Origin of the sequence: Paenibacillus sanfengchensis (assembly GCF_036864765.1) — a bacterium.
GTDB lineage: Bacteria > Bacillota > Bacilli > Paenibacillales > Paenibacillaceae > Fontibacillus > Fontibacillus sanfengchensis.
Genome location: NZ_JBAGJC010000006.1, coordinates 130,924 through 145,474 on the forward strand (window position 1 = coordinate 130,924; position 14,551 = coordinate 145,474).

Sequence of the window (14,551 nt, forward strand, 5' to 3'; positions counted from 1 at the left end):
ATTATCTGGTCCCATACATCATGAGCAGCTTTCCATTTTCCTTCGCCAGAGCAATATAGATTACCCCGCCCAGGCATCCCGGAGGCAGCGTTCCCTCGATAATCCAAGCTTCCGCAATAGGGTTATAGCTGATCGCGAAAGGGGATTCCTCCAAGATAGAAGCGTAATGCTCCGCCAAATAGGGGAAGATGGCGTTAGCGGCTGCATGTTCATCCGGAAGTTCACCAAAAGCCATATCCGCTCCCACCCGGCCTCGCTGAATTAGAGTGTCCCGATCGGCGAAATAAAGCTCATATCTTCCGATTAAGCGCTCATCGTCTATATCACGTTCCACCAGCCCATATTCGATAGTCGTTGCCTTATGGTGTACTCTGCTTTTGCTCTTTTTTTTAGATGTGACATTCATCGTGATTTGATTAACGCGAAGCCGATCTCGTTCCCGCTGCTGCTCTGCGAACAATTCCTCCCAAGCATCCATAAAGCTCATCGACATTACACCAACTGCATGGTTGTAACACAGGTATCATCGTTTTTAAACGTAGAAATGGTGGACTCCGCTTTCTTCCCGTCTTGCTTGATAATAACTTGATAGGTTTGGTCTCGCGGCAGCCACAAGTCGATAAACCCATTCGACCCGGACATCTTTACTTCATCCAACACGATATTTCCGTTTGAATCGGCAATGCGGACGTTAAACTCCTCATTCGCCAATTCCCCTTGGCAGCCCGTCAAACTGTGAATTTGACAAGGATGTGTATTCTGCTTATACGGCGCGACGGAAACAAAAAATTCTCGCTCGGGCAGGTCGTAGACAACTTCCTTTCCCCCGTCCGACACAATGAGTTGGTGCGAGGTAATGGACGCCGATTCGGAAGCATCCTTCCAGGCACTATATCTTTGCACGATTTCCTTAATCTCACGATTGTCTTGTACTTCACGGGTGGGATTCTTTGCATTTTGGGATAAAAATAGAGAGACTCCCGCAACCGCCACGATCAAACCTCCAAAAGCCAACACACGTTTATTCCGCTGCACTCCGGTTCATCCTTCCCTTATAGTATCGTCCCCTCTATTTTCACCCGTGGGCGGCCATTTTTGCAAATGCATAATTCGCACTTTTGTTGGCTTGTTTTCCTTTGCGGATTCCCCGGGTTTTCGCCGTTCTCTCTGGTTTTGTGTATAATTGCCGGAAAAAAGGCTGTATCCCTAATTAACAGGAAATCTTCCCGATAATTAGCTGCCTATGCGGGAGCAGAGGTGAATTAGCTGGAAAACCTCCCGCTATTCAATCCGAAATAGGGGATATAGGCGCTGGCACCGCGTAATAGATGGAGTTTTTCCGGTTATATCCGATTGAGGGGCCAATTGCGGTAATTTAACGGGAGGTTTTCCCGTTAATAAGCAGGCAATATCGCTTAACTTCTGAAGAAGTTTAATAGTAATAATTTCGTTTAATTCGTCCTTTTTGATATAATGATGGAAACGCCCAGCGGAAAGGTGATCATCCATGACACGATCTATAAATATAACGGAAGAATGCGATACGAGCTGCTCGGGAACGGTGGATTTGGATGCGATCAAGGCGGAGTTAATCGATGACCAGGCGGCCGTTCAATTTGCCGATTGGTTCAAAGCGTTCAGCGATCCGACCCGCGTCAAAATCATCGGCGCCCTGCTGAAAAGGGAACTGTGCGTGCACGACTTGACGGTCCTCCTGGAAATGGGGCAATCGGCCGTTTCCCACCAGCTTCGTTACCTACGCAACATGAGGATCGTGAAACGGCGCAAAGTCGGAAAAACGGTCTATTATTCGCTCGACGACGCGCATATTGAGCAGATTTTTCTGCAAACCCTCCAGCACACCAACCATGGATGATGCGGGGGCAATTGTGGATATAAGGTCCCACCGCCGGAGTCTACACCATTAACGGGAAAATTTCCTGTTAATCTACCGCTCTTGGCTCTTCGATCGGATTTAGCTGGAAAAGCTCCATCTATTTTGCGGCCCTATTGCTGACATACACCATTTCAGGCGAATTAGCGGGAGGTTTTCCAGCTAATTCGCCTCTATAGCCGCATACGCATCAAATTAGCGGGAGGAATTCCCTTTAATTCGAACCAACCCATAAGTTGCAGGTACCCTTTACACCGCTGTCTAATATGCAAATCAATAGTTCAACCTATATAGATTCGTTCAAGGCGCTGTTCAAAAACAAGGACTGCCCCTCACATGCGGGACAGTCCTTGTTAAGTTAGCGCCCGGTCTACGCGCTTCAATCCGGATCAAAGTCGGAGTTCTGCCGAAGCTCGCCGCTGAAGCACGATTTTACGATACATTTCTCCAAACATGGCGGGGCTGTCTTCCTGAATCCATAACCCGCCAAGATGAGGTTCAAGTATAGCCTGATAATCCCGGCCGATATCGGTTCCCAATACGGCGATAAGTGGCCGCAGCAACCGCATGGGCAGCGACATTTCGTTCTCCCCGGGTTTGAATTTGTCGAATACGACGATCCTCCCCCGTTCCTTCGTAACGCGAACGAGCTCCAACATACATTTGTGTTCGTCGGGCACTACCGACAGAATCAGGCTTGCGATCACCAAATCAAAGGATTGGTCGGCAAAACGCAGGTCCTGCGCATCCATCTCCATAAAGCGGATATTCTCGTTCCCGCTTGCCTTCGATTTCGCTTTAGTGAGCATCACCGGCGAAATGTCGACGGCGGTTACTTCAAGCTCCTTTCCGCAGAAAAAGCGAAGGTCAGCGCCCGTTCCCACCCCAACCAGCAGCACGCGTTGGCCCGGCATCGGAGCAAGATCGGCAAACACTCTTTTTCTCGCCCGGGCGAAAGGGCCCGTGTCGAACAAAGCATCATAGAAAGGGGACAACGCCCGATAAATCAGCTTATTCCAGCGATTGTTCACTTACCGCATCCCCTATTCCAAATTGGGTTTGATCTTCATGACGCGCATGGCATTGAGAACGGCCAGCAGGGTCACGCCCACGTCCGAGAACACCGCTTCCCACATTGTAGCAATCCCGAAGGCGCCCAGGAGCAGGAAGACCGCCTTGATGAGCAGGGCAAAAATAATGTTCTGCCATACGATCCGCCGGGTTCTCTTTGCGATATAAATCGCCGAGCTCAGCTTGGAAGGCTCGTCGGTCATGATGACGATATCGGCGGCTTCAATCGCCGCGTCGGACCCGAGGCCGCCCATGGCCACGCCGACATCGGCTCTGGCCAGAACCGGAGTGTCGTTGATCCCGTCGCCGACGAACACGATCTTTTCCTTCCGCGATTTCTCGCGGTCGATCTTTTCCAGTTCCTCCACCTTATGCTGAGGCAGCAGCTCGGCCCGGACTTCGTCCACGCCCAGCTTTTTGCCGATATCCTCCCCCACCGCCTTGATGTCGCCCGTCAGCATCACAATCTTCTTCACGCCCAGGCGCTTTAAGGAGCGGATCGCTTTCGCCGCATCTTCCTTGACCTCATCGGCAATGACCAGATAGCCGGCATACTGTTTATCGATCGCGACATGCACAATGGTCCCCAACTCGGTTGGCGCGGTGAATTTAATATTCTCTCGCTTCATGAGCTTGGCGTTCCCGGCAAGCACTTCCCTGCCTTCGAACATAACCTGGATTCCGTATCCTGATATTTCGTTGTAATTCGCAAGTAGCGCTTCATTCAATTCCTGCCCATACGCTTCCCGAATGGATTGCGCAATCGGATGGGTGGAGTGCATTTCGGCAAAAGCGGCCTGACGCAGCAGCTCCTGCTCGGTCCAACCGTTTTGCGGATAAATGCCGCCTACTTGAAACGCGCCTTTGGTCAGCGTACCCGTTTTGTCGAAGACGACATATTTGACGTCATTCAACGCTTCCAGGTAATTACTGCCCTTAACCAGCACGCCGTTCTTGGAAGCGGCTCCGATGCCGCCGAAGAAGCCGAGAGGAATCGAAACCACCAGGGCGCAAGGACAAGAAATGACCAGGAAGACCAGAGCCCGATAGACCCAATCCGCGAACGTCGCGCCGCTGAGGATCAGCGGAGGCAGAACGGCCAGCAAAACGGCGACAATGACGACAAACGGTGTATAGTAGCGGGCGAACTTCGTAATAAAATTTTCCGTCGGCGCCTTTTTGCTGCTGGCGTTCTCCACCAGATCGAGAATCTTGGCCACGGTCGACTCGCCGAATTCCTTGGTCACCTTGATCGTCAAAACCCCGTTTTTGTTGATGAATCCGCTCAGCACGTCATCGCCCGCCGCCACTTCGCGCGGCATGGACTCCCCGGTCAGCGCGGAAGTATCCATGGCCGAGCTTCCCTCAATGACTTTGCCGTCAAGAGGCACCTTTTCCCCCGGCCGCACCACGATCCAATCGCCGATCTGCACCTCCTCCGGACTCACGCGTAGAATTTCGTCGCCGGATTTCAAATTGGCGAAATCGGGTCTGATGTCCATCAACGCGCTGATCGATTTCCGCGACCGGTTAACCGCGATGCTTTGGAACAGTTCTCCGACCTGGTAAAAAAGCATGACGGCTACGCCTTCGGGATACTCACCGATCACAAAGGCGCCGATGGTCGCGATCGACATCAGGAAGTATTCGTCGAACACCCGGCCTCTGACGATATTCTTCAGCGCCTTGAGTACGATATCCCCGCCCACGATAAGATACACAGCGAGGTACAGAAGCAGCTCAAGCTCCCAGCCAAGAGACAACCCCAATGCCGCCGCCCCGATGACAAGACCGGCAACCAGACGGACGGCCATGGTTCTGATGCTTTGCGCGCCGTGATCATGGGAATGGCCGTGACCGTCATCCGCCGCTTCCGTGCCGTGTTCATGAGCGTGATCATGAGCGTAATCATGGTCGTGAGTATGATCGTGGCCGTGGTTATGCGCGCCGCCAGGTTTAGCGGACCTCCCTTGCCGGCTTCCCGCCTGCGCCCCCGCCGTTCCCTGCTCCACTACTCTGACGTCAGGCTCCAGCGTGCGGATTTTTTTCCTGGCCAAATCCATGATCTCCTCGGACCGCTCCATGGCCATTTCCATCGTTAGCGTTTTATTTACGAAGTTCACCGAACAGGATGACACTCCGTCAATCTTCTGGATTCCGTTCTCAATTTTCATGGCGCAGTTGGCGCAATCCAGACCTTCCAGCAGAAATTTCCGTTTGGCTGTACCGGCACCCGTCTCCATATTCTAATCCCATCCTTCCGAGAAAAACGAATAACATATGAATGATTGATCATATATAAATTATTTCATTTTTATGGTTCCCTGTCAATCATCCGAAACAACGTCAACCATGAATTTTTCATATTTCTAAAAAAAGAATATAATGAAAGATGCTGCTGCTAAAACAGTACCGGAAAAATCTTGATTATATATAGGTTGACGCCCCACCCACCGTGGGAGTCTACATCATTAACGGGAAAATCTCCCGTTAATGTACCGCTCTTGTCTCTTGGATCGGATTTAGCTGGAAAAGCTCCATCTATTTCGCGGCCCTATGGCCGATATACACCATTTCAGGCGAATTAGCGGGAGGTTTTCCAGCTAATTCGCCTCTGCAGCCGCATACGCACCGAATTAACGGGAAGAATTCCCTTTAATTTGAACACCGCGCTGTCTAATATGCAAATCAATAGTTCAACCTATATAAAAATTTGGAGGTAGGATTACTTTGGAGATTTTGAACATTGTACCTGGGGAATCAATTGGAACCGTGAAAATAGGGATGACCCAAACCCAGGCGGAGGCCGCTATGATGTCATACGACGGTCTTAATATTTCCTACGATGAAGATCATAAAGTCGATTTTATCGAAATTGGCTATGGAGCGAACGATCAATTTAAATGTGTGTATGGTGATTTTGATTTATTCAATACAAAAGCGTCAGAACTAGTTAGCATGATAGATCAAATATCTCCCTACGATCGTAATGAACCTGAAATAGGCTACACTTATAAATATCCAAAGATCGGCTTGTCCCTATGGAGATCAACTATTTTAACGGAGGAAGACCTCCAAGAAGATTGGTTCAAAGAACTTTCTGCCGATATACAAGAGGATGAGATGAAGCATTTGTATTTTGAAGCTGTCGCCGTGTATAAACCGAGTAAGTAAAACCCGACGATCGCTTTGTTAAACTATTCATACAATTCATTTATTTGGGGGCTAAATTAGGATGTTACGAAACAAGTATAAGCTTATTATGGCTTTCGTTTTTGGTATTTCTATTTTTGTTATTTTATCCGGTTGCGGGCATGTAAATAGTACCGACAAACTTTTAGGACACTGGAAGGCAACAGACACCAAGCAGCCGGACATTAGCTATGATATCTATATCGGAAGGGATTCCTTCACTCAAGTCTTTAATGGAGTGGAGACCACTTTTACTTATAAGTTAGTGAACAACAAGAAAGAAGATCTGCGAATGGAATTGAACAATTCGGATGGAAATATCTCTTATTATGATTTGGCTTTTAAAAATAAGGATCAAACCGCCATCGAGGCGAGTTCAGATCTCAAAGAGAGTAAATTTAGCGAAGAGCTTAAAGAGGCCGTTGCCAACATGGAATCATTAGGTATGGATACCATCTCCAAGGCCAACTGGATTTATGTTGACGATAAACAGAAACCATAAATCGAGCGAATAAGAGCCTGCTGCGGCTCTATTTTGTCAGATTCGGCTGGGCGGTGCGGAATAGCGGATTTTAGGGCCTTAGTTTGGGAAAAAGCGGGCAAAACCCTGACCTCGGCCCCCTCCCCGCCACACCGTGCCGGGTTGGATGCAACATCAGTTGCGAGTATCCACCATATCGCGAAAATAGCTAGAAATAGAGACTGTTTCTCAAATCGACTGCAAACCTTCCTCGGTAACCGTCGGATCGAAGTCGGCCACGATCAACATGTCGACCCAGCGAGCGCGGCGCAGCATGAAATGAACAACCGTTTCCTTCATCAGCGAGTACCATAGCGGCCTGCGGGATTGGCCGATAATCAATTGGGTGGCGCGCACTTCCTGCATCCGTTGGAGCAACGCTTCACCGGTGTTCCTATGGTTGCCAAGCCCGGCCACCTCCATCTTGCCTCCAAGCCGCTCGCATAATTGACGAAGCGTCTCCAACCGCTTATTATCGGCATCGGACAGGGCGCCGGCACAATGCACATAATGGACATGCCATTCCGCCTTGAGCCGGTGGGCAATGCGGAACCCGCGCCGAATTAACCGCTCCGCTCGTGGACTTGTATCCACACAGACGAAGATTACCTCTTGCCGATGCCATGGCCCGCGGAGAGAGGTATTCCGGTCCCACGCTTCCAAGCGTTCATCCACATCATCGGCAATTTCGCGGAGTGCCAGTTCGCGCAAAGCGATCAAATTGCCGATTTTAAAAAATGAACCCAGCGCCTGATCCACTTTTTCGGAAGCATAAATTTTGCCGTCCCGCATCCGCTGTTGCAACATTTGCGGCGTCACATCGATCAGTTCGACCTCATCCGCCATTTTCAGAATGGCATCGGGCACCGTCTCGCGCACGCGGACACCGGTCAACTGCTGCACCGCGTCATTGAGACTTTCCAGATGCTGTACGTTGATTGTTGAAATGACAGAAATGCCGCTTTCCAGCAGGCGGATTACATCCTCATATCTTTTCTTATTGCGGCTGCCGGGGATATTCGTATGCGCGAGTTCATCGACAAGCACGACTTCGGGATGACGCGCGATAATGGCCTCCGTATCCATTTCATCAAGCTGCGCTGATTGATAGACCATGTTCACCCGCGGAATAAGCGGCAATTGGCCTATCTGTTCCGCCGTTTCTTTCCTGCCGTGCGTCTCCAATAAACCGATTACGACATCGATTCCTTTGCCAAGCAGACGGTTGCCTTCTTGCAGCATTTTAAAGGTCTTGCCTACCCCGGGAGCAGCTCCGATATAAACTTTAAATGTGCCGCGCCGGATCGTTTGGATTTCCTTTTCGATTTCCTTGGGACTAAGCCTCCGGAACGGCTCCGCCCCTCCGCTCGATTTCGGTTTGATCGGCAGGATTCGCTCCCCTTCATACTCGGCGCGGTCCGCCATCAGAAACACGTCCACATTCCGCATTTTTCGCAGCACCCTGCCTGCAATGGAGCCTTGCCAGCGTTCCTGCCAGCGGCTTTTTTTGGAATGGCCCATCACGATGCGGGTGACGTTGTTTTGGATGGCATAACGTACGAGCATGGACGGAAGCTTGCGCAGATGCAGTATGGGAAGCTCCTCGAATCTGGCATCCACCTTCTCCGCCAGCTTGCGAATGGAGCGTTTGAACATTTGCTGATCCTTCGATAATTTCCGCTCGGGGAGGACAAACGTTACTACAATCATGTCGCCGTTCAATCTTTTGGCGATTTGCTGCCCCCTTCGCACATAAAGCGATCCGTTCCAGTGATATTGCGCCGAAACAAGGATCCGCTCCGCCGCGCCCGACGGACCAAGCAGTCCGAGCTCTTCGCGATGCTTCTCAAGCGAATCGTTAACCCCTTCCGCCATCAGCCGCAGCGAAATTTCCCGCAGCACGCCAAGATTGCCGCGGCGGGCCATCGCGGGATGCGTCTGATCCCCCAGAATGCCTTCGTCAATCCGCTTCAACATCGTCTCCGGGGACACATCAATCAGCCGAACTTCGTCGGCAAGCTCCAACGTATCGGAAGGTACCGTTTCTTCCGCCCGAATCCCCGTCCGTTTAAGGACGATCGCGTCCACCCCATCCAACTCGTAGACGTTGATTGTCGTAATAATGCTGATCCCTTGCTCCATCAAGTATCGAATGTCCTCCAGCCGCGTCTTAAACTTCGCCCCCTTACGGTTGCGATGAGCGAGGCCGTCAACCAGCAGCACCTCCGGATTGCGGGCCACAATCGCGTCAAGCGGCAAATCTTTGTACTCCTTGCCTTCTTTCCGCCAATGGATGCTCGGCACACGCTCCAGTTCCATCGTTTGTTGTACGGTTTCAGACCGCTGCATAGTCGAGATCGCGCAAATGACCACATCGATTCCCTGCTGCTTCAGCAGCTTCCCTTCATGCAGCATATGATACGTCTTGCCGGAACCGCTAACCGGGCCAATGATAATTTTAAGCCGTCCCTTCCGCAACTGCAAAATCGATCGTAAGATTTCATCCGGCGTTTTTCGCTTAAACTCGGTCACTTGTTGGCCACCTCCCGGTACGTTGTCAATGGCCGGACCACCCGTTTTCCTTCCAAAAATTGCGGCACGGCCGCATTAAGCCTGTCCGGCTGGCACAGATTGCACGGATCAAAGGCGTCCGGAATGACGACCCGTCTAGGCAATTGGATCACCTCGTTTTTCTTGAATATCGAACCTGCCGGAAAAAATGCGACCGCCCCGTCTCCCGGAAAATGGGCGGACAGGGCCTGTCACAGCGTTATTTACCCAACTTTTCTTTCAACGCCAAATTGAGTTTCAGTACGTTGACCCGTTTGTCACCGAATACGCCCAGGTCGCGGTCCTCCGTATATTCGCCCACCAGCGTTTCCAGCTCGGCCGCGGAAATACCGGTTAGCTTGCTGATTCGCGGCACCTGCACCAGCGCCGATTGCGGCGTAATGTGCGGGTCGAGTCCCGACCCCGAGTTGGTAACGAGAGCGAGCGGCAATTGCTCGATCGGTACATCCGGGTTATCCCGGCGCCACTGGTCGATTGAAGCTTTCGTGCGGGCAAGCATATCCGGATTCGAAGGCGCATAGTTGTTGGAACCGGACGCCTCCGCCTTGTAATCGATGCTGGATACGCGTCCTTGAAAATAACTTGGATCGGTGAACGATTGCCCGATCAATTCCGAACCAACCACGCTGCCGTCCTTATCCTTCAATAAGCTGCCGTTGGACTGGTGGGGAAACAGCAGTTGCGCGAGGCCCGTGCTGACGAGCGGATATACAATACCGCATAAGATGATGAACAACAGAGCGACGCGCAAAGCTATCCAGAAAACCGCTCCCCCGGAGCGCCCAGCCTGTTCTTCTTGCGCAATGGTACTCATAGCCGTTTCCTTCTTTCATATTTATATTTAATTTGCCGTGCGAATGGCAAAGATCAGATCCACATATGAACGATCAGATCAATCAACTTGATCCCGACGAACGGGGCGATCACACCGCCCAAGCCGTAAACGAGCAAGTTGCGGCTAAGCAGCCGCGATGCGCTCATCGGCCGGTAGGCGACACCCTTCATCGCCAGCGGAATCAACAGCGGGATGATAATAGCGTTAAAAATGAGCGCCGATAGCACGGCCGAAAGCGGCGAGCCGAGCTTCATAATGTTCAAGGCTTCCATTTCCGGAATGGCCAGCATGAACATCGCCGGAATGATCGCAAAATATTTGGCAATGTCGTTGGCGATACTGAACGTGGTCAAAGCGCCGCGCGTCATCAGCAACTGCTTGCCGATCGCCACCACCTCGATAATTTTCGACGGGTCGGAATCGAGATCGACCATATTGGCCGCTTCCTTAGCCGCGGTCGTCCCGCTGTTCATCGCCAGCCCGACATCGGCTTGCGCCAACGCCGGCGCGTCGTTCGTGCCATCGCCGGTCATCGCGACCAGCTTGCCTTCGGCCTGCTCCCGGCGGATCACGGCGATCTTATCCTCCGGCTTGCTCTCGGCGATAAAATCATCGACGCCCGCTTCCCTGGCGATGGTTGCCGCCGTCAGCGGATTGTCGCCGGTGCACATAATTGTTTTGATGCCCATGGCGCGCAGTTGATCAAACCGTTCGCGCATGCCGGGCTTCACCGTATCCTTCAAATATATGACGCCAAAGACTTGTTTATCGACCGCCACGGCCAACGGCGTTCCGCCTTCCGACGCGATGCGATTGGCCTGTTTCTCCAACTCGTCCGGAATCCCCCCGCCTTGGGCGGCCACCCATTTGCGGATGGCGTCTACCGCTCCTTTGCGAACCTTACGTCCGTCCTTCAGATCGATGCCGCTCATTCGAGTTTCCGCTTTGAATTCAACAAAGCTGCCATCCTCGCCGAGCGCCCTGTCATAGGTCTTTTCGTTCTTCTTCATCCATTCCAGTACGGAGCGGCCTTCCGGGGTTTCGTCCTGTACGGAAGATACCGCCGCCCAAGCGGCCGCCTCATCCAGGCTAGCGCCTCCGACCGGTACGATGTCGCTGGCCATCCGGTTCCCGAAGGTAATCGTTCCGGTTTTATCCAAGATCATCGTATTAATATCGCCCGCGGCCTCGACGGCTTTACCGGACATCGCCAGCACGTTGAACTGCGTCACCCGGTCCATGCCCGCGATGCCTATGGCCGACAGCAGACCCCCGATCGTCGTCGGGATCAAACAGACCAGCAGTGCAATGAGTACCGGGATTTCCAATTGAATATTCACATAAGAAGCGATCGGCCCGAGCGTCACCACAACGATCAGAAAAATAATCGTCAAACTGATCAACAGCGTACTAAGCGCGATTTCGTTCGGCGTCTTCTGGCGTTTCGCACCTTCGACAAGCGCAATCATCCGGTCGATGAACGTATCACCGGGATCGCTGGTAATTCTCACCTTGATGCGGTCGCTAATGACGCGCGTCCCGCCGGTGACCGAATTGAAATCGCCGCCGGCTTCCTTGATCACCGGCGCCGATTCGCCGGTGATCGCCGACTCGTCGACGGAGGCGAGCCCTTCGATCACTTCCCCGTCGCCGGGAATCATCTCCCCTTGGGAAACGATGACGATGTCCCCCTTGCGCAGCTCCGTTGAAGGCACGGTTTTAACGCCTTGCCCAACCACTTTATTCGCGGTGATCTCTTGTTTCGTCCGCTTCAACGTATCGGCTTGAGCCTTGCCTCTCCCCTCCGCCAGTGCTTCCGCGAAATTGGCGAACAGTACCGTAAACAACAGAATCACAAACACGGTGAGGTTGAAGCCGATACGGTCCTCCGCATGGAAGTAACCGGGAAATACCGTCATTAACAGTACGATGATCGTGCCAACCTCAACGACGAACATCACGGGATTTTTCATCATGACGGCCGGATTCAGCTTGACGACGCTCGCCTTCAGGGCTTGCGCAACAAGCGGACCGGAGAACATGCTTTTTTTACGTTTTTCGTTCATGGCCATTTCTCCCCATTTCTTACTTAACGAATCGTCAGATGCTCAGCGATTGGCCCCAGGACAATCACCGGCAGGAAAGTCAGCGCGCCGATCAAAATGACGGTGCCGATCAGAAGACCGGTAAACAGGGCGTTATCCGTTCGGAACGTGCCGATCGTCTCCGGCACCCATTGCTTACGCGTCAACGATCCGGCGACGGCGAGCATCGCGATCATCGATATATAACGCCCGAAAAACATCACAAGGCCGGTCGTTATATTCCAGAATGGCGTATTGTCCGCCAATCCCTCAAAGCCGGAGCCGTTGTTTGCGGCTGACGAGGTGTATTCATACAGCACCTGCGTGATTCCGTGAAAGCCGGCATTTGTAATCGCGCCCTTACCGAGATCGGTCAGGAAGGCAAGCGCCGCCGGCGCCAGAATAATGAACGGGTGCGCCAATATCGCAATCGCGATGAGCTTCATCTCCCGCGGCTCGATCTTGCGGCCCAGGAATTCCGGCGTACGGCCGACCATCAGTCCGCAGATGAACACGGCCAGTATCGCGTACATCAGCATATTGATCAGCCCGACGCCTTTGCCGCCGAATACGACGTTCAGCATCATCTCCGCTAATGGCACCAGACCGCCGAGCGGGGTCAGCGTATCGTGCATGTTGTTGACCGAACCGGTCGTCGCCGCCGTCGTCACGGTGGTAAACAGGGCGGATTGGGCTATGCCGAAACGCACCTCTTTCCCCTCCATACTGCCCTGCGAAGCGTCGATGCCCAGCGCATTCAGCGCCGGATTTCCGCTTGTTTCCGCCGTATAGGCGATCGTAAGGAACACAAGGAACAGAACCATCATTGCCGAGAAAATAACCCAGCCCTGCTTGCGGCTCTTCGCAAATCTGCCGTACATGAAAGGCAGCGCCGCGGACAAGCACCACATCGACAGAATCTCGATTACATTGGTCAACGGGTTCGGATTCTCAAACGGGTGCGACGAGTTGGCGCCGAAAAAGCCGCCGCCGTTGGTGCCCAGATGTTTGATCGACTCCAGTGAAGCGACAGGCCCGATCGCAATTTGCTGCGCAGCTCCTTCCAGTGTCGTTACCGCCAGTGTCGGATGGAGCGTCTGCGGAACCTGCAGCGCGACCAGCACCAAAGTGACGATCAATGCCAACGGGAAGAAAACCCGCGTATGCGCCTTGACGAAATCCTCAAAGAAGTTGCCCAGCGTCTTGCCTTTGCTCGTAATGCCCCGGACAAACGCGACCGCGACCGAAAGGCCCGTAGCCGCCGACGTGAACATCATCATCATGATGACGGCCATTTGCGAGAAATATGTCAGCCCCGTCTCGCCGCTGTAATGCTGCAGGTTTGTGTTCGTGATAAAGCTGATAACCGTGTTTAGCACCAGCGTAGGTTCCATATTCCCGATATCGTTCGGATTAAGCGGCAAGCCGCTCTGTATCCGCAACAGTAAATAACTTACCGCGACGAGCACAAAGTTGGTCGCGACGAAGCTGATCGCGTAGCGTTTCCAGCTCATGCCCGGGCGGCGCTTCAGCCCGATGACCGCATAAATGGGCTTCTCGGCCCATCCGAATATTTTATCCGTGCGATTGGGTTCGTTAGAAAAAACATAAAACAAATAATTTCCAAGCGGTTTGGCAATCAGCAGCAAAATGCCGATCACAATTCCGATTTGCAATATATCCATTTGACCGTTCCTCCCTGGTATTGCCGCTATAAAAAAGATAAAGATTAAACACTCGTTAAAACTTTTCCGGATGAAGTAAGGCATAGATCAAATAGATCAGCAATACGAGCGTAAACATCAACACGATCGTCATTCGTGTTCGCCTCCCGAGTCCGCTACCGTTTTCCCGCACCAAACGACAAATCCGATCACAAGCGCGAAGGCTGCGGCTAACGTTAGTCCCATCCAAATATCCAGCATTACGACACTCCTCCAAATAATTAATCAGTCAGATCGCTGAGTAGAAACCCGACTTCCCCGTTTTTTGTGTATATCACATAGGAAGCACCGAGTTTTTTATAAATCGCCTCGGGATGCCACATGGTCGTCACAACAGTTATCGCCTTGCTGGAAAACCGGGCAACAAACTGTAAATACTGGCAGCTCAGCGGTAGACTGGACTCAAAAATGAAAACTCGCCCGATCGGAAATACAGGTATCTCACCCACCTTATTACGGGTAGTACTTACACGCAAAATCTCATTCACTCCGATTTCCCTCAGCAGCTTTTCTTCCCTTTTGTTATTGGTTAAGGCTGCTACCGGAATTTTTTGGTACATAAGCAACCGAATGAAGTTTCTCCCCGCTTTATTCGAAGCGGCCACTAAAATACGGCTTTTCTCCATGCGCTCCTCCTCCGAATCAAGGAAAAAGGCAACA

Annotated in this window: 14 protein-coding genes; 3 read left to right on the plus strand and 11 right to left on the minus strand. The window is 52.1% G+C overall.

Going from position 1 to position 14,551, the window contains the following annotated elements:
- Position 1: 1 nt before the first annotated feature.
- Both V4U84_RS14975 and V4U84_RS14980 read right to left on the minus strand, forming a co-directional pair.
- Positions 2–487 carry an NTF2 fold immunity protein gene (locus V4U84_RS14975; RefSeq protein ID WP_334077442.1) on the minus strand — a complete coding sequence of 162 codons (486 nt, stop codon included), beginning with the start codon at positions 485–487 and terminating at the stop codon, positions 2–4.
- Between the two features lie 5 nt (positions 488–492).
- On the minus strand, positions 493–1,035 hold the full coding sequence (locus tag V4U84_RS14980; protein ID WP_334077443.1) for a CueP family metal-binding protein: 543 nt from the start codon (positions 1,033–1,035) through the stop codon (positions 493–495).
- A 472-nt stretch (positions 1,036–1,507) separates the two neighbouring features.
- Between V4U84_RS14980 and V4U84_RS14985 the strand changes: the two genes are divergently transcribed.
- Positions 1,508–1,876, plus strand: coding sequence for an ArsR/SmtB family transcription factor (locus V4U84_RS14985; RefSeq protein ID WP_148455574.1), 369 nt, complete (start codon positions 1,508–1,510; stop codon positions 1,874–1,876).
- A gap of 407 nt (positions 1,877–2,283) precedes the next feature.
- Here the strand turns inward: V4U84_RS14985 and V4U84_RS14990 are convergent, their stop codons facing one another.
- Both V4U84_RS14990 and V4U84_RS14995 read right to left on the minus strand, forming a co-directional pair.
- Entirely contained in the window at positions 2,284–2,925 is a 642-nt protein-coding gene (locus tag V4U84_RS14990) for a class I SAM-dependent methyltransferase (protein WP_334077444.1), read from the minus strand.
- 12 nt (positions 2,926–2,937) lie between these two features.
- Complete coding sequence (locus tag V4U84_RS14995) at positions 2,938–5,208, minus strand: heavy metal translocating P-type ATPase (protein ID WP_334077445.1); 2,271 nt, start codon at positions 5,206–5,208, stop codon at positions 2,938–2,940.
- 487 nt (positions 5,209–5,695) lie between these two features.
- On the opposite strand from V4U84_RS14995, the gene V4U84_RS15000 reads away from it, so the two are divergent.
- The gene (locus tag V4U84_RS15000; protein ID WP_334077446.1) at positions 5,696–6,139 is read left to right on the plus strand and encodes a hypothetical protein; all 444 of its coding nucleotides are present in this window, start codon (positions 5,696–5,698) and stop codon (positions 6,137–6,139) included.
- Positions 6,140–6,200: 61 nt separating this feature from the next.
- Positions 6,201–6,659 carry a hypothetical protein gene (locus tag V4U84_RS15005; protein ID WP_334077447.1) on the plus strand — a complete coding sequence of 153 codons (459 nt, stop codon included), beginning with the start codon at positions 6,201–6,203 and terminating at the stop codon, positions 6,657–6,659.
- 207 nt (positions 6,660–6,866) lie between these two features.
- On the opposite strand, the gene V4U84_RS15010 is transcribed toward V4U84_RS15005, so the two are convergent.
- From V4U84_RS15010 to V4U84_RS15035, 7 genes are all read right to left on the minus strand, one after another.
- Complete coding sequence (locus V4U84_RS15010; RefSeq protein ID WP_334077448.1) at positions 6,867–9,209, minus strand: histidine kinase; 2,343 nt, start codon at positions 9,207–9,209, stop codon at positions 6,867–6,869.
- Positions 9,206–9,352, minus strand: coding sequence for a hypothetical protein (locus tag V4U84_RS15015; RefSeq protein ID WP_334077449.1), 147 nt, complete (start codon positions 9,350–9,352; stop codon positions 9,206–9,208). Before V4U84_RS15015 ends, V4U84_RS15010 begins: the two co-directional genes overlap by 4 nt.
- Before the next feature lie 95 nt (positions 9,353–9,447).
- Positions 9,448–10,062: a potassium-transporting ATPase subunit KdpC gene (gene kdpC / locus V4U84_RS15020; RefSeq protein WP_334077450.1), complete on the minus strand. Its 615-nt coding sequence runs from the start codon at positions 10,060–10,062 to the stop codon at positions 9,448–9,450.
- 53 nt (positions 10,063–10,115) lie between these two features.
- The gene (gene kdpB, locus V4U84_RS15025) at positions 10,116–12,149 is read right to left on the minus strand and encodes a potassium-transporting ATPase subunit KdpB (protein ID WP_334077451.1); all 2,034 of its coding nucleotides are present in this window, start codon (positions 12,147–12,149) and stop codon (positions 10,116–10,118) included.
- 23 nt (positions 12,150–12,172) lie between these two features.
- A complete protein-coding gene (gene kdpA, locus V4U84_RS15030) occupies positions 12,173–13,852 on the minus strand; it encodes a potassium-transporting ATPase subunit KdpA (protein WP_334077452.1) in 1,680 nt (559 codons plus the stop codon).
- A 55-nt stretch (positions 13,853–13,907) separates the two neighbouring features.
- Positions 13,908–13,985 (minus strand): K(+)-transporting ATPase subunit F, encoded by a 78-nt coding sequence (kdpF, locus tag V4U84_RS26935; protein WP_416367251.1) that lies wholly within the window; start codon positions 13,983–13,985, stop codon positions 13,908–13,910.
- 127 nt (positions 13,986–14,112) lie between these two features.
- On the minus strand, positions 14,113–14,517 hold the full coding sequence (locus V4U84_RS15035) for a hypothetical protein (protein ID WP_334077453.1): 405 nt from the start codon (positions 14,515–14,517) through the stop codon (positions 14,113–14,115).
- Positions 14,518–14,551 lie beyond the last annotated feature (34 nt).